This window comes from Ruegeria sp. AH12 (genome assembly GCF_056541465.1).
Window position 1 is genome coordinate 1 of record NZ_JBQFYL010000026.1, and the last position, 20,921, is coordinate 20,921.

General features: G+C 54.8%; 19 protein-coding genes and 2 tRNA genes. 15 read left to right on the forward strand and 6 right to left on the reverse strand.

From position 1 onward, the window contains the following. The first annotated feature begins 578 nt into the window (after positions 1-578). A complete protein-coding gene (locus tag ACR0EL_RS20935) occupies positions 579-1,154 on the forward strand; it encodes a GNAT family N-acetyltransferase (RefSeq protein ID WP_480502051.1) in 576 nt (191 codons plus the stop codon). A gap of 37 nt (positions 1,155-1,191) precedes the next feature. Here ACR0EL_RS20935 and ACR0EL_RS20940 read toward each other — a convergent pair whose 3' ends face one another. Beyond that, complete coding sequence (locus ACR0EL_RS20940; RefSeq protein WP_480502053.1) at positions 1,192-1,626, reverse strand: MarR family winged helix-turn-helix transcriptional regulator; 435 nt, start codon at positions 1,624-1,626, stop codon at positions 1,192-1,194. A gap of 82 nt (positions 1,627-1,708) precedes the next feature. Here ACR0EL_RS20940 and ACR0EL_RS20945 point away from each other — a divergent pair, with 82 nt between their 5' ends. The 5 genes from ACR0EL_RS20945 to ACR0EL_RS20965 all read left to right on the forward strand — a co-directional run bounded on the left by ACR0EL_RS20945 (position 1,709) and on the right by ACR0EL_RS20965 (position 7,363). Further along, on the forward strand, positions 1,709-2,521 hold the full coding sequence (locus tag ACR0EL_RS20945; protein ID WP_480502055.1) for an amidohydrolase family protein: 813 nt from the start codon (positions 1,709-1,711) through the stop codon (positions 2,519-2,521). Between the two features lie 266 nt (positions 2,522-2,787). Beyond that, positions 2,788-4,650, forward strand: a complete 1,863-nt coding sequence (locus tag ACR0EL_RS20950; protein ID WP_480502058.1) for a PAS domain-containing sensor histidine kinase — start codon at positions 2,788-2,790, stop codon at positions 4,648-4,650. 9 nt (positions 4,651-4,659) lie between these two features. Further along, positions 4,660-5,370, forward strand: a complete 711-nt coding sequence (locus ACR0EL_RS20955; RefSeq protein WP_480502060.1) for a response regulator — start codon at positions 4,660-4,662, stop codon at positions 5,368-5,370. A gap of 554 nt (positions 5,371-5,924) precedes the next feature. Further along, entirely contained in the window at positions 5,925-6,227 is a 303-nt protein-coding gene (locus ACR0EL_RS20960) for a hypothetical protein (RefSeq protein WP_480502062.1), read from the forward strand. A gap of 632 nt (positions 6,228-6,859) precedes the next feature. Beyond that, positions 6,860-7,363 (forward strand): hypothetical protein, encoded by a 504-nt coding sequence (locus tag ACR0EL_RS20965; RefSeq protein ID WP_480502064.1) that lies wholly within the window; start codon positions 6,860-6,862, stop codon positions 7,361-7,363. Between the two features lie 276 nt (positions 7,364-7,639). Here the strand turns inward: ACR0EL_RS20965 and ACR0EL_RS20970 are convergent. Further along, positions 7,640-7,715, reverse strand: a tRNA-Thr gene (locus tag ACR0EL_RS20970). A gap of 318 nt (positions 7,716-8,033) precedes the next feature. Between ACR0EL_RS20970 and ACR0EL_RS20975 the strand changes: the two genes are divergently transcribed. The 4 genes from ACR0EL_RS20975 to arsB are packed head-to-tail and all read left to right on the forward strand — an operon-like array spanning position 8,034 to position 12,142. Next, the gene (locus ACR0EL_RS20975) at positions 8,034-8,861 is read left to right on the forward strand and encodes an arsenate reductase/protein-tyrosine-phosphatase family protein (RefSeq protein ID WP_480502066.1); all 828 of its coding nucleotides are present in this window, start codon (positions 8,034-8,036) and stop codon (positions 8,859-8,861) included. Position 8,862: 1 nt separating this feature from the next. Further along, positions 8,863-9,861, forward strand: a complete 999-nt coding sequence (locus ACR0EL_RS20980; protein ID WP_480502068.1) for an ArsJ-associated glyceraldehyde-3-phosphate dehydrogenase — start codon at positions 8,863-8,865, stop codon at positions 9,859-9,861. Continuing rightward, positions 9,858-11,123 (forward strand): organoarsenical effux MFS transporter ArsJ, encoded by a 1,266-nt coding sequence (gene arsJ, locus ACR0EL_RS20985; RefSeq protein ID WP_480502070.1) that lies wholly within the window; start codon positions 9,858-9,860, stop codon positions 11,121-11,123. The genes ACR0EL_RS20980 and arsJ overlap by 4 nt, the downstream gene beginning before the upstream one ends. Further along, positions 11,120-12,142 (forward strand): ACR3 family arsenite efflux transporter, encoded by a 1,023-nt coding sequence (gene arsB / locus ACR0EL_RS20990; protein ID WP_480502072.1) that lies wholly within the window; start codon positions 11,120-11,122, stop codon positions 12,140-12,142. Before arsJ ends, arsB begins: the two co-directional genes overlap by 4 nt. 3 nt (positions 12,143-12,145) lie before the next feature. Here arsB and ACR0EL_RS20995 read toward each other — a convergent pair. Beyond that, a tRNA-Arg gene (locus ACR0EL_RS20995) sits at positions 12,146-12,222 on the reverse strand. Positions 12,223-12,337: 115 nt separating this feature from the next. Here ACR0EL_RS20995 and ACR0EL_RS21000 point away from each other — a divergent pair. Both ACR0EL_RS21000 and ACR0EL_RS21005 read left to right on the forward strand, forming a co-directional pair. Then, a complete protein-coding gene (locus ACR0EL_RS21000) occupies positions 12,338-13,363 on the forward strand; it encodes a LacI family DNA-binding transcriptional regulator (protein ID WP_480502074.1) in 1,026 nt (341 codons plus the stop codon). A gap of 4 nt (positions 13,364-13,367) precedes the next feature. Then, on the forward strand, positions 13,368-14,582 hold the full coding sequence (locus ACR0EL_RS21005; RefSeq protein ID WP_480502077.1) for a winged helix-turn-helix domain-containing protein: 1,215 nt from the start codon (positions 13,368-13,370) through the stop codon (positions 14,580-14,582). Positions 14,583-14,585: 3 nt separating this feature from the next. On the opposite strand, the gene ACR0EL_RS21010 is transcribed toward ACR0EL_RS21005, so the two are convergent. Next, positions 14,586-15,284, reverse strand: a complete 699-nt coding sequence (locus ACR0EL_RS21010) for a fumarylacetoacetate hydrolase family protein (RefSeq protein ID WP_480502079.1) — start codon at positions 15,282-15,284, stop codon at positions 14,586-14,588. A 653-nt stretch (positions 15,285-15,937) separates the two neighbouring features. Then, a complete protein-coding gene (hpaR, locus tag ACR0EL_RS21015; protein ID WP_353008617.1) occupies positions 15,938-16,372 on the reverse strand; it encodes a homoprotocatechuate degradation operon regulator HpaR in 435 nt (144 codons plus the stop codon). Between the two features lie 187 nt (positions 16,373-16,559). Here hpaR and ACR0EL_RS21020 point away from each other — a divergent pair, with 187 nt between their 5' ends. After that, entirely contained in the window at positions 16,560-17,330 is a 771-nt protein-coding gene (locus tag ACR0EL_RS21020) for an aldolase/citrate lyase family protein (protein ID WP_480502081.1), read from the forward strand. A 2-nt stretch (positions 17,331-17,332) separates the two neighbouring features. Here the strand turns inward: ACR0EL_RS21020 and ACR0EL_RS21025 are convergent, their stop codons facing one another. Continuing rightward, positions 17,333-18,475 carry a DUF3095 domain-containing protein gene (locus ACR0EL_RS21025; RefSeq protein WP_480502083.1) on the reverse strand — a complete coding sequence of 381 codons (1,143 nt, stop codon included), beginning with the start codon at positions 18,473-18,475 and terminating at the stop codon, positions 17,333-17,335. A gap of 137 nt (positions 18,476-18,612) precedes the next feature. Here ACR0EL_RS21025 and ACR0EL_RS21030 point away from each other — a divergent pair, with 137 nt between their 5' ends. Together ACR0EL_RS21030 and ACR0EL_RS21035 are read left to right on the forward strand one after the other, a co-directional pair. Next, the gene (locus ACR0EL_RS21030; protein WP_480502085.1) at positions 18,613-19,785 is read left to right on the forward strand and encodes an MFS transporter; all 1,173 of its coding nucleotides are present in this window, start codon (positions 18,613-18,615) and stop codon (positions 19,783-19,785) included. Positions 19,786-19,807: 22 nt separating this feature from the next. Next, positions 19,808-20,845 (forward strand): glycosyltransferase family 4 protein, encoded by a 1,038-nt coding sequence (locus ACR0EL_RS21035; protein WP_480502087.1) that lies wholly within the window; start codon positions 19,808-19,810, stop codon positions 20,843-20,845. Positions 20,846-20,921: the final 76 nt, after the last annotated feature.

Genomic DNA, 20,921 nt, shown 5'->3' on the forward strand with positions numbered 1-20,921 from the left:
CCCCGCCGAGACATCGCCGGTACAGGTCACCGTCAAGCCGTCAATCGTACACGGACCACCCGCAGGCGGCACGACCGTTTGACCGAAAGATACATGAGGCACAGCAGTTACCATCCCAAGTCCAATGGTTCCTGCCAGTCGAAGCCTAGACGAAACCACGTAGGAAAGAACCCAGTTCAGAAATGGATCTTTCGACTTCACAACCTTTGCCTCAACTGCTCGGCACTCTGGAAAAAAACGCATGCAAGAAACTTCCTTCTTCACCCTGAATACTGCGCTGCTGCTTGGTGCTTTCTGAAACACTTGCGCATCATTTGCGTTCCAGACTGAACGCGCGCGTCTGGCTGTATTATTCGTGCATCTTTGTGTCCGTTATTTTTCTGTTTTGTAGAAAATTGTATCTTCTTGTGATGGTCTAACTAGCTGATAACAATGCAATAATACTAGATTTACGATCTGCAATACCCGTCGTCATTACTCAACAGACACACAACAGAAACAAAACTACCAACGCTGACATCATCGAGATAAATTCAGATGGCAGATGTTGTACTGCCCATCGCCCACGCATGATTGCTATGACCATGTTTAACAAGGCGACAATTCACATCACTGACTGCTTGTCGCTAGAGCTCCTGAATACAACGCACTTTGATGCACTGTTTGAAGTGTCCAAGGACAAACGAAGTATTGAAGACTTTCAAAAGGCAACTGGCAACCGTGAGTACTTCATGGGGTGGATTCATGAAGCCATGTCCGAAAATGAACGTGCATGGGTTATTAAATATGAAGGCAGAGTTTGCGGATTAGTCAGCTTCGAGAATATAACTGGACCAGTATGCGAAATCGGGTTTTTCTTGGACCATCACCTACAAGGGATGAACATAGGAACCTCGGCCATATCGGCTGCAATAAGTCAAATGTGCCAATTAAATCCAAAAATCCGTAAGATAGTTGCATTTGCAACAGACGGAAACATTGCCAGCAGAAGGGTCTTAGAAAAATGCGGCTTTCGGGTCGTGCAGATTCTCAAGAAAAACTGGAGTTGGGGAGGTAATATTCACGACTCCATAGAGCTTCAATGGTTAACCAAGACTAGCTCCAGTTCATCTGTTTGGGCGCAATCACCGTTGCAGGATACCGGTGGCGTTTGAATTTAATACTGCTTGTAACCTCTCCGCTTGCTGCGAACTAACCGGGTCTGGAGAAGGTCTCTATGACGATATTCAGGCTTCTTGCGAGTGCTTTGATCTCGTCTTCGGTCAAGGACGCATCTAGGTTTGCATTTACCTTGTCAAACGCTGCTTCCATTGCAAGTAGTGCGTTCCTACCTTCTGCTGTAATCCCTAGCGCCCAAGCACGTTTGTCGCTGTCCGACCTAACCTTATAGATGAAATTTGCCTTCAGCAAACGCGCGGCCATGGTCGTAATCGCGCTTTCCCGCTGCGATAGTGCTTCGGCAATTCTTTTTTGAGTAACTGGACCGTCTTTGGCAATCACATACAGCGCTGCTGCTTGGGCAGTAGTCAACTGACCCGTTTCAATCAAGGTGGCGTCAGCTTGTGCTTTTATCGATGCAGCCGCGTGTTGCAGCAAAAAATATATTCGGGCTTTTGATGCCGACAAAAGTTCACCTCAGACGCTTGACTAGACCCTTCTCAGCACATTACTACACTAGTGTAGCATTTCTCAGAAAGGGAACTCGCTCATGGGAGCAATAGACGTTTGGCTACAAATGACAACCGAAAGAATGGCAGCTTCTCCATGGCTGGCCACACTATTGAGATGGACAGGTCAAACTCAAAAACCGGTTGTCCCAACGGTCAATATGGCATTGCAGGCAATGGATGCTGCAGACGTTGATATTAGTCTTCTATCAGCATGGCACGGACCGCAGGGATCACTAATCTCGAACGAGGAGGTGAGCGCTGCCATTGACGCGGCTCCTGATAGATTTAGAGGGTTAGCGACCGTTGATTTGTCAGATCCGATGGGCGCAGTACGCGACATTCGACGCTGGGTCGACGGCGACAGATTTGTCGGCGTTCGTATCGTTCCATGGCTTTGGGATTTGCCCCCGAACGATCGCAAATACTATCCGATTTATGCGGCGTGTATTGATGCAGGCGTTCCACTTTGCACTCAAATCGGACACACCGGACCATTGCAGCGATCCGAAACGGGAAGGCCAATTCCATACTTGGAGGATGTGTTCCTGGACTTTCCGGAGTTGGTTGTCGTCGGTGGTCACGTTGGCTTCCCATGGATTGATGAACTTGTCTCGCTCACCATCAAGTTCCCGAATTTTTACGTAGACACCTCTGCATATGCAGTTCACCGCCTGCCAACGAATTTTGTCGAATACATGAAAGGTATCGGCACCAGTCGGGTTATGTTTGGCACAAATTGGCCAATGATTTCACCGGAACATTGCCTCAGAAAAATGGATGATCTTGGACTAACGTCAGATCAATCCAATGCGTTCCTTTCTGGGAACGCTCGCCGTGTGTTCAATCTTTAGTGGGCCGGTCATGCGTGTCATAAACCCTAAAGCAAGAGCAAGGAAATGGACCTATACCAGAGCATCGCCACACCTAGGCCGATGCGATTAATAGAGATAATCTCACTGAGAATGCGCCTGCAATCAATATGCGGCCTGCCGTAGAGCTTGGGAACGTAAGGCTGAAAACGCTCATTTTGCTCGTCACTTAACCTTCAAAATCAAGAAACGCTAATCGCGAGATTTGAGCATTGTGAGTCACGACACCTAACGGAAGTCGACAAAGCATGAGTCTAACAACGCACACAGCACAATCCGGAAAAGATCTGGAAGCTAGTAGTTCTGAAACACTTCGGTTGGCCTTTAACGCACTTGATGTCGCAACACTGGTGTTTGACAGGAATGAGCGATGCATTCTCGCAAACAGTCAAGCGCATAAGCTTATACCCAATGTTGATCCAGACGAGATAGCCGGTAAGGCTATGCGTGTCCTTGCTAACGAGCTTTTGTCAGGCGGTCGTCTTTCACTACCGGCAGATGCAAAGCTTTCTGAATTGGCCGAAAACTACGAAAAAGCAGTCAAAGACCTTGTTCGAGACGCCGACGTCGAACTTATTGACGGAAAGATCCTCAAGGCGACTTCGACTCAAACAGAAGAAGGCGGTTACATCGTTACGCTTCGCGAAACATCCGATGGGTATCTGAGCGAGCGGCGATCTCTTGAGTTGTTAGCAACAGCATTTGCTTCTGTGGATATGGGAATAGTTCTCTGGGACGCGACCTTGCGCGTTCAGATCTGTAACGATGCATGGCGTGACCTGTGTTGGAACGCAGAGGATGGTGAATCTATTGTTGAGGGAATGTCGCAAATGGTTGAAGCAGGCCTTCTTGAACTTCGCGACGGCGAGACCGTCGCTGAGGCTGCTACGACTTTGGTACTCTCAATGCATAGCGAACCGCGACACTATCGATTTACTAAACCGGACGGTCGGGCTGTTCAGATAACGAGCTTCAAAACAAGGTTTGGTGGTGTGTTGGCGACGGCCACAGATATCACTGAGCGGCAACGCGCCGAAGCGAAAGAAAAAGAGGCTGATGAACTTGTGCGGAAGATTGTTGAGGCGTGTCCAACGACGTTCCTTGTCACACGACTATCAGATGGTCACGTCTTGTATTGTGCCCCTGCTTCTCGCCAATGCTTCGGACCCATTACCAATGCCTCGTCCTTCTTCTTGAGCCCTAAAGATCGTATCAAGTATCTCGAGGCTTTGCTTCCAACGGGCATGCTGAATGACCATCCATTTCGGTTTATTCGTGGCGATGGGACAATAATGGATGGTCTTACCTCAGCGCGTATTACGGAACTACGGGGCGAGCAAATCATAGTCTCATCGACCAGAGACATCACCGAACAACTTGCATTGCAAAAACAACTAGACCAACAGAGGGAGAGCCTGCATCAGGCAGAAAAGTTATCGGTATTGGGCGAGCTTCTGGCGGGTATCTCGCACGAGCTGAGCACTCCACTCTCGACTATTGCCGGTTACTCACTGATGCTTCAGGAATGCACTGATGATCTAACGCTCGTTTCGCGGATTGAGAGAATTTCTTCAGAAGCCGACAGATGCATACGCATTGTCGAAACTTTCTTAGCGATGGCGCGCGAGCGACCCCCTGTTCTAAAACCCACTGATCTCAATGAACTACTTAGGCTTGCAGTTGATCTGGTTGGATCAACCTTTTTGCAAATTGATGCACAAATCACGTTAGAGCAGAATCCCAAATTCCCTCAGATACTCGCCGATCGAGATCAGCTAATGCAGGTTTTCTTAAACCTCATCATAAATGCTCGACAGGCTTTGGAAACGTCACAAAGACATCGAAAACTCGAGATTCGGAGTTTTTTCAAACGAAAGAGCAAAAAGGTTTTTATCAAATTCAAAGACAATGGGTCCGGGATGGAACAACAAACTTTAGATAGAATTTTCGAGCCATTCTATACAACAAAGGAAGTTGGAAGAGGCACTGGACTCGGATTGGCGTTTGCGCATCGAATTGTAACAGGGCATGGCGGGACGTTAGCAGTGTTTTCAACGCAGAATGTGGGGTCCACATTTTGGATCAGTCTACCTTGCCAGTTTGTGCATTAAGGCCGTCTTATGTCCGAGCTTGAACTCCTCATCTGCGACGACGATGACAACTTCCGCGAAATGCTGGCAGTGTATTTTGGCGAGCGCGGCTATCAGGTCGAAGGTGTGCCCGACGCAGACGGCTTGAGAACAGCGCTTCTAAGCATCTCTCCATCCTTAATTATCTTGGACGTGCGGATGCCCCGCGAAAACGGAATAACTGCCTTAACCAAGCTACGGGCCAATAGCAACGTACCGGTAATTATGCTTACAGCGGTGACCGAAACCGTGGATCGAATTGTTGGCTTCGAGCTTGGTGCAGACGACTACATTGCCAAACCCGTTGATCTGCGCGAGCTGGAAGCGCGCATCAAAAGCGTCTTACGTAGGACCGAAGATACCGAGTTCCCTTGCTACATCTCGCCAACGAGTTCGGATAACACGCAATTCACTGTAGGGGATTGCATACTTGATGTCTCCTCCGCGCGACTGTGCCGCGCCGATGGTTCAGAAATCAAAATCACCGCGATGGAATTGGAACTATTAAAGGTAATGGTCGTGAATCGAGGCCGCGTACTAAATCGAGATCAACTACTTGACTCGGCTCACAGTCGTGGCTGGGAGCCCTTCGACCGGTCAATCGATTTGCGCGTTTCGCGTTTGCGTAGCAAGATCGAAAAAAACCCTAAGAAACCACAAATCATTCAAACCGTCCGAGGCCTGGGTTACCGGCTTGTCTGAGGATGTTGAAGAAAACCTAAGCCATAAAAAATCCTAAACTGACAAAAGACATTGGACTTGCGACTTGTTTGCGAAGTTCATACGAAGCGAGCTTGGTCCACATGATGGCCCACGGAGAAGGCTTCTGAACATCGTGTGATGTAGTTTCATCAGCTTGAGACGTTGTTGTGGCGTGCTGTTGGAATAGAATCTTTATCCGATTTCACAACTCTCAAAAACTTATAGTTTTGGGCACGAAACAACCAACTCAATTCGCGCTTGCTTTGATCATTTGCTACAGCTTCGCCTTGTTACAACTGATACACAGCCAGACATCCTTCAGACAAAGACAGAGACTAATTCATAGTCTCAGCTTCGACTACTTCGATTTGAGACGCTAGGCATCTCTCATCATCTGAAGCTTCTTACGTAGTTGAAAAGTAAAGTAAAAGTAATGTCTGATAGAAATTACCGAATGGCAATAGTAAGTGGTCTTTTCGTGCTGGCTGGCTGTTCCACCCCGCCTCCGACTCCGATCGTTGCCGAGCCAATTCTCAACAAATACGATGTAGCGGGTGAATGTGCTGGGCAAGAGGAAGCCGCAAGTGCGCGGCCATGTTTACCGCCGCCGCCACCTCCTCCTGGTGACTGCACAGACCCATCTGGTCAACAACCTTGCCTACCTCCTCCACCTCCTCCTCCACCTCCCAATGACTGCATCGATGCATCTGGACAACCATGTCCTCAAACGCAGAGGGGTGAAGATTTCGGCGGGGAGCGGTCGACATCTGGAGGCGGAAACCAAACCCCAGGAGGTGGAAGTCGCACACCGGGCGGTGGGGGCCGAACACCAGGAGGCACAGATCCAAGCGGTGTGAGCCAATAACTATCTAGCCCAACTCCGATGCATGCAGCTTTTCAGCGCGTTTGCATCGGACGATTGGGTGAGCGCCGCCTATGGCCACCACACGCCACTTCAATTGAACCTTGTCACATCTAAAGTCATGAAACACCAATTCTCAGTCATCTCCGGAACTGACAAGTTTCTAAATACGCTGCACTGCACAGCGAGTAGTCCTTCCGTTGTCATGCGGTGGTTCTCATACATCACTCGTTCGCGAATGAGCGATCACGTGTCAATCGTTCACCAAACCCGAAAACAAAGCCTCCACTTGGACACTAGTCACCCACCCAGCCACTCACTCACATGACCCCCTCCTGGGTGGGATCCGTGTCGGTGTCATTCTACTCCACAATCTCGAATGGCACCGACACTCCTGCAGGTTCTGTTTCATGGTTTTTAGCAGGTCAGCTTATCCCAAAGCTCCTGATCGGTCACATGAAGGAAGTTTGGTCTGACGATGGCTTTGTGGCAACTAGTCTCTCAAACTTGAGCAGATTCGAACCGAAATTCGCAACCAATTGGTTCCTGGTCTACCGGATCAAGAGCTCTTGCAGCAGATAGCCAGAAGACTCAATTTGGGATGGCTTCAAACCTCGGAGGGGAAACATGCCTTCAGCTACCAGCCTGCTTGGCGCAGCAGGCGAACACTACATCATGTGCCAGCTTCTTCGGAGAGGTCTTATTGCAGCTCTAGCCCCGGTCGGTGTTCCAAACACTGATATCGTTGTTACCGATTCAATTGGCAAAAAGCTCTGCGCAATTCAGGTAAAGACTCGCGTCGAAAAAGGGAGCGACGGGGGCTGGCACATGAGCAAGAAGCATGAAACGATTGTTTCACCGAACTTGCTGTACGCGTTCTTGGACTTTGGTAAATCACTCATTACCCCGCCGATCTGCTTTGTTGTGCCAAGCGACCAAGTCGCAGCAGCCGTGAAAGACTCACATACACTGTGGCTAGCTACACCCGGAATGCGAGGGCAGCAGCGCAAAGATTCAAATATGCGCAGGTTCTTACCTAACTACGATAAAGTTGGCCTGAATATTGGAAGGGGAAATGGCTGGCTTGAGCCATATCGCGAAGCCTGGAATCTCGTTGAAGCTGCTGCCTAGCGCATTGTTGTTTCCTGTTTTGAGGGAGGAGTGCGAGACCAACTGACGGCGAAACACCGATAGTATTCAAAATATGTGAGCTTAAGCAGCTGAACCTCCAATCGCCTTTTGATGTTTCGCCGGTGCAGCAAGTCGAAAACCCTTCAATTCAGGTCATCCAAAATCAAGTATAGATGGCTTGTTTGCAAAAACCCACGATGGCTATCGAAAGAGCAATCGTCATCAATCGATCTTTCCAAAAAGCTTTGATTTTATTGTAAAATGTTACGAGAAGAGTGGTGCCTCAAGAGGGACTCGAACCCCCGACCTTGTCCTTACGAAGGACCTGCTCTACCAGCTGAGCTATTGAGGCCTTCTTCTCATTTCCGCGGCCCTACTATGGCCCTACTAATTACAACTCGCTTTCTCTAACTGACTGAGCAGAAACGTCAAATGCAGACCGACCCGCTACTTACGAATGACGTGCTCTACCAGCTGAGCTACAGCGGCACCTTTGGTCGCCCTGACAGGATACGCCTGGGTGCGGAGCGTCATTTAGACCGTCATGATCGCGCCTGCAAGTCCAGATGCATATGCTGGAGAAATCAGAGGGTGCCTTGGTTTGTGAAAGTTCTGTAAAGAAGTCGAACTTGGATTGATCGGTCATCATTATTTCTATAATTCATGAAATATGGTATCAAGAATCACAGATCAGCTGGCCATTCTGGGCCACCCACAACGCATCACCGTGTTTCGCATGTTAATGCGTCGGTTTCCTGACACCGTGCCGGCAGGTGAGCTGGCATCTGAGCTGGATATCAAGGCCAGTACCATGTCGAACTATCTGAACGCGCTGCAACGGTCCGGGTTGGTGACACAGCAACGTTCTGGCACGTCGCTGCTCTACGCCATCGACATGAAGAATGTGCAGGGGATGCTGGATTTCCTGATCGTCGATTGCTGCCGAGGGCGGCCCGATCTCTGTATGCCTTCAACAAAAGGAAAAGGCGAGATGACAGACCGCAAGTTCAATGTCCTGTTTCTGTGCGTGGGAAACTCTGCGCGCTCGATCTTTGCTGAATCGCTGTTGCGCCAGATGGGTGGGGATCGGTTCACCGTCTATTCCGCAGGAACGCAACCCGCGTCCGAGCTGAACCCATTTGCCGTGCAGGTCTTGCATGATAAGGGTCACGATACCTCGGTCCTGCGTTCAAAACATATGTCGGAGTTCGCCACGGCTGAGGCACCACAGATGGATTTTGTCTTTACCGTCTGTAACAGGGCAGCGAACGAGGAATGCCCCGCCTGGGAGGGCCAACCGATCAGCGGCCATTGGGGTATGGAAGATCCGGTCAAAGCCGCCGGAACAGATGCCGAGAAAAGCCTGGCTTTCCAAACCGCATATGGCGCGCTGAAGCACCGGATTGAGGCGTTCACCTCCTTGCCGGTCGAAAGCCTTGACCGGATCGCCCTACAATCTGCTGTCGATGACATCGGCAGAACCTCTGTCGGAGACTGAAATGACCACATATGCTGTGAATGGCTTGGGCCGTATAGGAAAGCTGGCCCTGAAACCGCTGTTGGAAAAAGGCGCCAAGATCGCCTGGATCAACGACGCGGTCGGAGACGCCGAGATGCACGCGCATCTGCTGGAATTCGACACGGTTCATGGCCGCTGGGACGCCAATTTCGCGCATGATGACCACAGCGTCACCATCAACGGCACCCGCCTGCCCTTCATCGGCACCAAGGACCTGAGCGCCCTGCCCTTGGACGGCGTCGATGTGGTGATCGACTGCACCGGCGTGTTCAAAACCGAGGCCAAGCTTGCCCCCTATTTCGAGGCGGGCGTGAAAAAGGTTGTCGTCTCGGCCCCGGTCAAGGACGGCCCAACCGCCAATATCGTGATGGGTGTGAATGACGACATCTATGATCCGGCGAGCCATCAGATCGTAACTGCAGCGTCCTGCACGACGAACTGTCTGGCCCCGGTGGTCAAGGTGATCCACGAGAATCTCGGTATCCGCCACGGCTCGATGACCACGATTCATGACGTGACCAACACGCAGACTATCGTCGATCGCCCCGCCAAGGATCTGCGCCGGGCGCGCTCAGCGTTGAACTCACTGATCCCGACCACAACCGGCTCGGCCACGGCAATCACGCTGATCTACCCTGAACTCAAGGGGCGTCTGAACGGCCATGCGGTGCGCGTGCCGCTGTTGAACGCCTCACTGACCGACTGCGTGTTCGAGGTTGAGCGTGAGACCACTGTCGAAGAGGTCAACGCCTACTTCAAAGCCGCCGCCGAAGGTGAATTGAACGGCATTCTGGGCTATGAGACCCGCCCGCTGGTGTCGACCGACTACACCAATGACGAACGCTCCTCGATCGTGGATGCGCCGTCGACCATGGTGGTGAACGGGACGCAGGTAAAAATCTATGCCTGGTATGACAATGAGATGGGCTATGCCCACAGGTTAGTCGACGTGGCTCTGATGGTCGGGGCCTCGCTGTGACCGACCGGCCCGAGGGGCTGTCGGCCTATATCGCGGTCACAGCCGCCTATTGGGCCTTTATGCTGACCGATGGGGCCTTGCGGATGCTGGTGCTGCTGCACTTTCACACGCTTGGCTTCTCGCCGGTGCAGCTGGCCTATCTATTTGTCCTCTATGAAATCGCCGGAATGGTGACGAACCTTGCAGCGGGCTGGATCGCGGCGCGGTTTGGCTTGACCTCGACGCTCTATGCCGGGCTTGGGTTGCAGGTGTTGGCGCTACTGGCGTTGACGCAACTAGACCCTAACTGGGCGATTGGCGCATCTGTGGCGTTCGTCATGATCGTGCAGGGCGCAAGCGGGGTGGCCAAGGATCTGGCCAAAATGTCCTCGAAATCCGCAGTTAAATTGCTGGCCCCGACCGACGGTGGCGGGCTGTTTCGCTGGGTGGCGGTGTTGACTGGATCAAAGAACGCCGTCAAAGGGCTGGGCTTCCTGTTGGGCGCGGCCATGCTGGCAACGCTGGGCTTTCAGGCGGCGATCATCGTGATGGCAGTCGTTCTGGCGGTGATCCTGTTCGCCGTCATCCGCTTCATGCCCCCCGGCCTGCCCAAAGGGCGCAGGGGCGCGAAGTTCTCTGAGGTCTTCTCGAAATCTGCCAACGTCAACTGGCTGTCCGCCGCGCGGGTCTTCCTGTTCGGTGCTCGCGACGTGTGGTTCGTGGTCGGCATACCGATCTATTTCTACGCTGTCCTCTCGGATGGCACCGAAGAGGACAACCGCGCAGCCTTTTTCATGATCGGCACCTTTATGGCGTTCTGGATCATCCTCTACGGCGTCATTCAGGCCAACGCGCCCAAAATCCTGCGGGCCTCAGACCGGTCCGAGGGGGATTTGATCCGCGCCGCGCGCAGCTGGGCCGCCATGCTTTTCTGCATTCCTACGGCTCTAACACTGGCAGTTTTGCTATCTTCCGGGCCGGAGACATGGCTGACAGTCACTCTGGTTGTGGGTCTTTTGGTGTTTGGAACAATCTTCGCCATCAACTCATCCCTGCATTCCTACCTGATCCTCGCCTTCACCAAGTCCGAGCGGGTCACGATGGATGTGGGCTTCTACTACATGGCTAACGCGACGGGGCGTCTCTTAGGCACCGTATTGTCTGGCTTCACCTATCAAGTCGGCGGGTTGCCCCTTGTGTTGGGCACGGCAGCGGTGATGGTCGCTCTGGCCGCGCTGACATCGGGCAAACTGTCCGATCAAACATCCGAGACACACGCATGAGCATATTTGAACGCTACCTGACCCTTTGGGTCGCCCTAGCCATGGTCGCAGGCGTGCTGATCGGACTGGCAGCTCCCGGTCTGGTCGGGTTGGTCGCCTCAGCGGAATTTGCAAGCGTCAACCTAGTTGTCGCCATTCTGATCTGGGCCATGGTCTACCCGATGATGGTTGGCGTCGATTTCGGCGCTGTTGCAGGTGTGGCGCGTCAGCCAAAGGGCCTGATTGTGACGCTGGTGGTCAACTGGCTGATAAAACCCTTCACTATGGCCCTCCTGGCCGTTCTGTTCTTTGACTATGTCTTTGCGCCATGGATCGAACCCGAGGATGCCGCCCAATACACCGCAGGCTTGATCCTGCTGGGCGCAGCGCCTTGTACCGCGATGGTCTTCGTCTGGTCACAGCTGACCAAGGGCGACGCGACCTATACGCTGGTGCAGGTCTCAGTGAACGATCTGATCATGGTGGTGGCCTTCGCGCCGATTGTGGCCTTTCTGCTTGGGGTCACTGACATATCTGTTCCATGGCAGACATTGGTACTGGCCACCGTTCTCTATGTGGTTTTGCCACTGATCGCCGGGCTGCTCACACGCCGAAAGCTGGGATCACAAGACGCAATCGACGCCTTTTTTGCGCGCGTTAAACCATGGTCCATCATGGGCCTGATCGCCACGGTGGTCATCCTGTTCGGCCTTCAGGGGCAGACGATCCTGTCCAAACCTATGGTCATCGTCCTGATCGCCATCCCAATCCTGATCCAAAGCTACGGCATCTTTGCGCTGGCCTACGGAGCGGCCTATGCCCTGAAAGTCCCCCACCGCATCGCGGCACCCTGTGCCATGATCGGCACGTCCAACTTCTTCGAGCTCGCCGTCGCCGTGGCCATCAGCCTGTTTGGTCTGAACTCTGGCGCTGCATTGGCAACAGTGGTAGGCGTCCTTGTCGAAGTCCCAGTGATGCTGTCCCTGGTCGCCTTCGCCAACCGGACCCGCAGTAGGTTTCCGGAGCCTGTGGTGCAGTAACAATGGCGACCCCGGCAGGATTCGAACCTGCAACCTGCCCCTTAGGAGGGGGCTGCTCTATCCAGTTGAGCCACGGGGCCGCTTGGGGCCTTCTGTAACCGGGAAATTCGGGGTTGTCATTGCCTTTGCACAATTGTTGTACACGTCGACCTGTTCACGCTACCATCGGGCAAAACAACAACGCAGGTGCCTCTCGTGAACACAGAAACCAAACGCCCGCTGACCCTTCGCGATGTATCCGAGGCTTCGGGGGTCTCAGAGATGACAGTCAGCCGGGTCCTGCGCAATCGTGGGGATGTGTCCGATGCCACCCGCACACGAGTTTTGGCCGCCGCGAAAGAGCTGGGATATGTCCCCAACAAGATAGCAGGTGCACTGGCGTCCAGCCGGGTTAATCTGGTTGCCGTTATCATCCCGTCTCTGTCGAACATGGTGTTCCCCGAAGTTCTGACCGGCGTCAATCAAGTGCTGGAAGACACTGAATTGCAGCCCGTCGTTGGCGTCACCGACTACCTGCCCGAGAAAGAAGAGAAGGTACTGTACGAGATGCTCTCGTGGCGGCCATCTGGCGTGATCATTGCGGGGCTGGAACATACCGAAGCCGCCCGCGCCATGCTGGATTCATCTGGTATTCCGGTGGTCGAGATCATGGATACTGACGGCAAACCGGTGGATGCGATGGTCGGAATCTCTCATCGTCGTGCGGGCCGCGAGATGGCGCAGGCGATCCTGAAAGCGGGCTATGAACATATCGGTTTCATGGGCACCAAGATGCCGTTGGACCATCGCGCGCGAAAGCGGTTCGAAGGCTTCACCGAAGTGCTCGGCAAGAAAGGGATCGAGATCGAGGATCGGGAATTCTATTCCGGCGGTTCAGCGCTCGCCAAGGGCCGCGAGATGACACAGGCCATGCTGGAACGCTCACCCGATTTGGATTTTCTGTATTATTCCAACGACATGATCGGGGCAGGCGGTCTGTTGTATCTACTGGAGCAGGGCATCGATATTCCCGGACAGATCGGTCTGGCCGGGTTTAACAATGTGGAACTTCTGCAAGGTCTGCCACGTAAACTGGCAACGATGGATGCCTGTCGGTTGGAGATTGGTCGGCAAGCGGCCGAAATCATCGCAGAACGGCTCAAGGACCCGGAGTCTGAGATTGAGACCCGCGTGACCTTAACCCCCAAGATTAGCTTTGGCGATACGCTAAAACGGCGCTAGGCCGATGGCGCTGCGGCAACTCGACAACCGCACAGCGCGGGCGATTTTTATGGACCGTCATGCGCTGGCCGAGCCGCCTGCGGGACGTTCCAAAGGGGCAGACCTGTTGGAGCTAATCCAGCGGCTGGGCTTTGTTCAGCTCGACAGTATCAACACCGTCGCCCGCGCCCATGACATGATTTTGTTCTCGCGCAGGCCCAGCTATCGCAGTGGGAATCTGAAACGCCTCTATGAACGCGATCGGGCATTGTTTGAACATTGGACCCATGACGCCGCTGTCATTCCGATGGAGTATTACCGTCATTGGCATTTGCGGTTTCTGCGTGATGCTGATCTGTTGAAGTCAAGGTGGAAGAATTGGCGCCGGGATGGGTTCGAACAGCAGTTCGAGACGGTGCTGAAACATATCCGAGACCATGGTGCGGTGTCCTCATCCGATGTTGGGAAGGACGAAAAGAAAGGGTCCGGTGGGTGGTGGGATTGGCATCCCTCCAAGACGGCGCTTGAGTTTCTGTGGCGATCCGGCGCGCTGACGGTGATCGGCCGCGAAGGATTTCAAAAACGCTATGATCTGACAGAACGGGTGATCGAGACGCATCTGTGCCCCGGTCAACACCCATGTGACGCTGAGGCGACCGTCGATTGGTTGTGCAATGCTGCGCTGGATCGGCTTGGCTTCGCCACGTCAGGTGAGATTGCGGCGTTCTGGGATACGGTCAGCCCAGCGGAGGCCAAGAATTGGTGTGCCAAAGCATTGCAATCCGGCGCCTTGGAAGAGATCGAGATTGCCTGTGTTGACGGGCGAATGCGCAAGCTTTTTGCACGACCTGGTCTGACCGATGATTTGGCGGACCTGCCCCAGCCAACCGGGCGCATCCGCGTGCTCAGCCCGTTTGATCCGATGCTGCGCGACCGGAACCGGGCCGAGCGGCTGTTTGGCTTTCACTACCGGATCGAGGTTTTTGTGCCAGAGGCGAAACGGACCTATGGCTACTACGTGTTCCCATTGCTTGAGGGCGACAAGCTAATTGGGCGGATCGATATGAAAGCGCATCGGGATGTGGGCAAACTACACGTGCGCGCCCTTTGGCCGGAACGCGCCATCCGATGGTCTGAAGCGCGCACCCGCCGCCTGGAGGCCGAGTTGGATCGGGTCCGTCGCTTCGCTGGTCTGGATCTCGTTAGCTTTGCACAAGATTGGCTGAAGGAGCCTAAATAGGCTCTATTCTGGGTCGGTCAGGGTCAGCCGAAGCGGTGCGAGCCCGTCAATACCACCTTCGATCGTATCCCCTGCAACTACGGGCCCGACGCCGGCAGGTGTTCCCGTCAGGATCAGGTCTCCGGGACGCAGGTGATAGTAACCAGACAGATGGCATATGATCTCGTCAATCTTCCAGATCAGCTCGTTCAGGGTTGCGTCCTGACGGAGTTCGGAATTGACGCTCAGATGAATGCGCTTGCTGTCGTCCGGAGCCCACTCAGCCGCACGGGTCAGCGGTGCAAAAACCGTCCCATTCTCAAAATCCTTGCCCAAATCCCAAGGGCGCTGTTTGTTGCGTTCACGGATTTGCACATCGCGGCGCGTCATATCCAGCGCACAACCATAGGCATAAACCGCATCCCAAGCCTGAGCGCTGGTCGCTTTGAACACCGGTCTACCGATGGCAACAGCCAATTCCATTTCGTGATGGAAATTCTCGGTGCCCGGCGGATATGGCACGGTCGCGCCGGTCAGAATGGCGTTCGACGCGGATTTGGTAAAATAGAACGGCGCTTCACGATCCACCTCATGCCCCATCTCGGCTGCATGGGCAGCATAGTTGCGACCAACGCAGAAAATCCGACCAACCGGATACCGGGCCGTTTCACCCTGCACTGGAATGCCAAGGATATCCGGAATCGGGAACAAATGGTCGGTCATGATGGGCCCTCATGCATGTTTGCGCGCATCTTAATTCACAAGACCAATCCCGCAACCCGCAGAAATCCGCCGGTTTTTACACAGCTCTCCCCGTAAATTCGGCACGGAACTGCCCAATTTTGACAATTTGGAAACGAATTGTTTCCCGAATCCCGAGGAATCGGTTTTAGATATACACATCGGATGCGCTTTTTGACCCCCGGCGCAGTTCGATACCTGCGATGGGCCCCAAAATCTGCGTATCGCCATTTGACGAAAAGTGCTTGGATACCATCCTGTTCGCCCCAGAACGCTGGTTGCCAAAGTAATGAACCAATCTATTTGGCTCTGCACGATCAGGTGCAGAGCGCTTTATCAACCGCCAGAACCGGATCGTTGGAAGGCCGGACAAACAGCACGATCAAAGCGACGAAAAGAAACCGCTTGCGGACCAGACAGCAAGTCGGCAAGTGAGCATGACCGCTTCGGAGCACACGCAAAGGTTTAGGTCCATCCCCCTGGATCCTGAGCCTCGGTAACGAACCAATTTTCGGTTCTGCACGTCTTCGAAGCACGGGCCAGGCACATATCCAGTCCGGGTCTGGCCAAACCCCGTCGGAGAGTTCCCCCTACCATCTCCGACGGGGTCATAAACCTAAGGCCGGATCAAGCTCTTAACTTTCCAGATCATTGAGTTCATTGAGAAGATCCAGCAGCATTTCATGCTTGTCGGGGCCAAGCTGACTGCGCACCCGCTTGGCCTGTTCCACACTCACGGCCAGATTGGCGTGAATGATCTGAACCCCCGCATCGCTGATTTCGACAATCTGACGGCGACCATCCTGAGGATGCCGGCGGCGCAAGATCAGGTTTTTGTGCTCTAGCGTTTGCAGAATACGGGTCAGGCTGGGCAACAGCAGGCAGGCGCGTTCGGCAATATGCGTCGGCTCTTGCGGGCCTTCTTCGTTCAAGACACGCAGCACCCGCCATTGTTGTTCGGTGACACCGGCATCCACCAACAGCGCTCGGATTGGCCCCATCACCTTTTCCCGCGCCCGCAACAGCGCGATGGGCAAAGATCTTGAAGTTAACGGTAAATCATCGGCCATGTTTAACCTTACCACGGTATTGGCGGAACGCGCGCATGCCGGGTTCTAACCAGAAACTGCGGCGATGCCTCTGGAATGCGAATGCTTGAACTCTCAAACGGTTTGTTTCCAAAAGCTATGGATATTGACCGAGACTGCATGACAGAATGCAGCAGAATCTCAAGAGTCTCATACAGGACGTAGCAGAATGCCCGCCCCAAAGAACACATTCAAGCAGGCTCTGGCACAGGGCAAACGGCAGATCGGCTGCTGGATGAGTTTTGCCGAACCCACCACTGCCGAGGTTATGGGAACGGCAGGGTTCGACTGGCTGGTTATTGATGGAGAGCACGCGCCCAACGATATCCGGTCGATCCGGGATCAGTTGATCGCTTTGGCCAACAGCCCGTCTCATCCCGTCGTCCGCGTACCGGTGGGTGAGACCTGGCTGATCAAGATGGTTCTGGATGTGGGCGCGCAGACCATTCTGGTGCCAATTGTGGAAAGCGCGGAACAGGCACGAGAGCTGGTCCGTGCTTGCCGTTATCCACCCGAAGGTGCACGCGGCGTTGGCGCAACATCCGCGCGGGCGACGATGTATGGATCAACCCAAGACTACATACAGACCGCCGATCAGGAAATCTGCCTATTGGTGCAAGTAGAAAACCGCGCTGGAATGGCAGCGCTGGACGAAATTCTACAGGTCGACGGGATTGATGGGGTCTTTATCGGGCCCGCTGATCTGTCGACCGATATGGGCCATCAGGGCAACAGCGCCGCGCCCGAAGTGCGCGCCATCATCGCCGACGCCATGAAACGGATCAGGGCCGCAGGCAAAGCGCCGGGGATTCTGGGCACCAATGATGAGGCAACCCAAGCCTATCTGGACATGGATCCGCTGTTCCTGGCGGTTGGCATCGATGTCATGCTTCTGGCCAAAGCAGCGCGCGCACTGTCGGCGCAATGGAAGTCTGGCTAGGGCTAGCCCCGCATCAAAGCCGCCGCCTGCGCATACCCGCCGGATGCACCATCAACGAAATGAACGTGATCATCCCGCGTGGCGGCGGGCACAAAGCAGGTCATCATCGCCTCATCCTGTGCATGCAGACCAAATCTGATTTTGCCGCGACCGCGCGCTTCTTCCAGCATATGTTCGATCTGGGCCAGCGTGGCATCATCGCAATCCAGCGTCATCTTCAGCCCATCGTCGAATTTGCGGAAATCGGCATTGCGGCTGACCATCCGCTTATAATGCTCGGGCTCGAACTGACCCATACGCTTATTGGTCCAGAACAAGATCGCAATCAGTAGGTTCTGCCCCAGCAACATAAGCTTTTGCAGCAACAGGCTGCGACCGGTTCGCGATACATGCGCATCCAGATCAACACCCGGTGGCGGCCATGTCATGGGCGGTCCGTTTTCAGGCACTGGGTGACCCGCGCGGTCCAACCCGTCCGAGGCACGCAAGACCGATTGTGCCAGATCGGCAAAGTCACGCTCGGTCGCCTGCGCCGTGGGCTGCACAACAACCGAAACGATGCGCCCATGCTGCGCCGGGCTGTTGGACCAGCGACAGGACAGACCGGTCAGATCTGGCTGGCTGCCCGGCTCGTCCAGCGGCACCTGATGCTCTCCGGCCTTCATCTGTGCCTCGGCCCAGACCAAACCACCGCCCGAGAACATGGCATAGTCCACCCCGTTCGATGGCGCATACCGGGCCACGCGCAAATCCTTTCCCGCCTGGCGCAGCTCTGCCACGGGCACCAACGCCGCCCGCAGCGGCATTGAAAACTCTTCCTCAGCCCAGCGCCGTAGCGCGGCAAGCGTCTGGCGGGCCTGATCGGCGGCACTGGGCGGCACGGCAAACCCCGCACCGTCTCCACCAAAGACATAAGGGAACAGCTTACCATCCATCGTGTTGATCATGCCCGAGATCACGGCCGCGCCCACCATGTTCACGGTCTTGTAACGTCCGCGCGCAATCTCTCCGGTCGAGTCGACGATATCGGCAACGCCCAAAACCCACTCATCCGGGACAGCCGCAAACGAGGACGGGTCCGCCAGCTGATTGAAATCGCGCAGCAGCGGCAGGTTTTCGTAAAATGCAGAATGGAGGTCTTTCATGGTCCCCCTCAGATTGAATTGAATGGTCAGATAGCTCAAACGTGATCAATGTCTGTTACCTGCAACATTCTACACGCGCTTGTGCGTTTTACCACAACATGCCAAGGAGTGATCGCAAGATTTGAAGGGGACGTTAGATGAAATATGGGCTGGTTGTACTGTGTCTGGCCTATGTCCTCAGCCAGTTCTTTCGCGCGTTCCTTGCGGTCCTGAGCCTTGATCTGGAGCGCGACATCGGCGCCACGCCCGAAGATCTGGCCTTTGCCTCGGGCCTTTGGTTTTTGGTCTTTGCGGCCATGCAAATCCCGGTCGGCTGGGCGCTGGACCGGGTTGGCCCGCGCCTGACCGCAGCCGCGCTGTTGCTGGTTGGCGGCGCAGGCGGGGCGGCTGTTTTTGCTCTGGCCACGTCCGCCGCTCATGTCAGCATCGCAATGGCGCTGATAGGGGTTGGGTGCTCTCCGGTTCTGATGGCATCGTATTTCATCTTTGCGCGCGAATACCCTCCGGCCCGGTTTGCCACGCTTGCTGCAGTGATGCTGGGCGTGGGATCAGTGGGTAATCTGGTCGCTTCCTACCCAACCGCTCTTGCGGCTGAGCTGCTGGGCTGGCGTGCCACCCTGCTGGGCCTGGCTTTGGTTTCTGCAGTTGTCGCCCTTGGCATCTGGATCAGCGTGCGCGACCCAGCCAAGGTCGAAACCGAACACAAAGGATCAGTTCTGGACCTCCTAAAACTGCCCGCCTTGTGGCTGATCCTTCCATTGATGCTGGTGGCATACGCGCCATCGGCCGCGCTGCGTGGATTATGGGCCGGTCCTTATCTGAACGATGTCTTTGGGCTCAGCACCACGCAGATCGGCACTGCAACGCTGATCATGGGGGCCGCAATGATCTCGGGAACCTTTGCCTACGGACCACTGGATCGCATTCTGGGAACACGGAAATGGGTGATCTTCGGCGGCAATGCGCTGGCAGCCATAGCGCTGGGCCTGCTGTGTTTGTGGATCGACAGCGCGGTCTGGGTCTCAGTCCTGCTGTTGGCGGTGATTGGGTTATTTGGGGCCAGCTTTCCGGTGATCATGGCCCATGGCCGCGCCTTTGTGCCGCCACATCTGGTCGGGCGCGGGGTCACCTTGCTGAACCTATTTGGCATTGGCGGCGTTGGCGTCGCGCAATTCGTGACCGGGCGTATCCATGCGGCAAACGCCGCCACCGGAGCCACAGCGCCTTATCTGGCCATCTTCGGCTTTTTTGCCGTGACCCTTGCCATTGGCTGTGTGATCTATCTATTCAGCCGGGACAGCCTAGACTGACTAGAATCCGGAGGAACGGCCCGTGCAGGATATCGAGGTGATCGCACCCAACCTGAAACACAGCCTGTCCGGGGTCACCACCACGGTCATTCGCCTGCTCCCGATCCAGAAAAAGATGATCGGGATCGTCGCCACCGGTCCCGGCCTGCCGGATGACCTACCGCATATCCGCCTGATCAAGGTGCCGTTCCTGTCGAACCGCACCTGCCGGGTGTGGCACGCGCGGCGCAATACGGAAATGCTGATGGGTCTGTTTCTGCGCAAGGTTCTGCGGCGCAATCTGAAGCTGCTGTTCACATCTGCAGCACAGCGGGATCATTCCGGGTTTACCAAGAAACTGATCGCACAGATGGATGCTTTGATTGCGACAACACCCCAAGCGGCCTCGTTTTTGCAGCACCCTTCGACCGTCATCATGCATGGGGTGAATACCGAGCTGTTTCACCCCGCAGAAGACAAACAAGCCCTGCGCGGCAAATTGGGCCTGCCCAGTGGCACGCTGATCGGCTGTTTCGGGCGTATTCGCCCACAGAAAGGCGTCGACCTGCTGGTCAATGCTACGCTGAGCGTACTGCCCAAGCACCCCGACGCCCACATCGTCTTCACCGGTCGCGCCACCAGTGAGTTCGAAGCGTTTCAAGCCGAACAAGAAGCGAAACTGCAAGCCGCTGGCCTGGGCGACCGCGTGCATTTCCTGGGCGAACGCCCGTGGGAAGAGATTGTCGAGACCTACCGCGCCCTCGATCTGTTCGTCGCCCCTGCGCGCCACGAAGGGTTTGGCCTGACCCCGCTTGAGGCGATGGCCTCGGGCGTACCCGCCATCGCCTGTCACGGCGTGGGCGCCTTCAGCGCTCAGATCAAGGATGGTGAAACGGGTCGGCTGGTTGAAAAAGACAACGCCCCAGCATTGGCCGAAGCGCTGGATCAGATGCTGTCCGACCCGGCCCAACTGGCCGTCGCAGGGCAAGCCGCTCGCGCCCATGTCGAACAAAATTTTCGAATCGAAGGCGAGGCTGAAGCCATCGTAGAGGTCTATCGGTCTTTGCTGGACACCCAATAGGGCGTGGCGAACGCCTCAAATCCGCGTCATTCGTCGAAAACCGATCCGAAAGCTCTTTTTTCTTTGCTGCAACGCG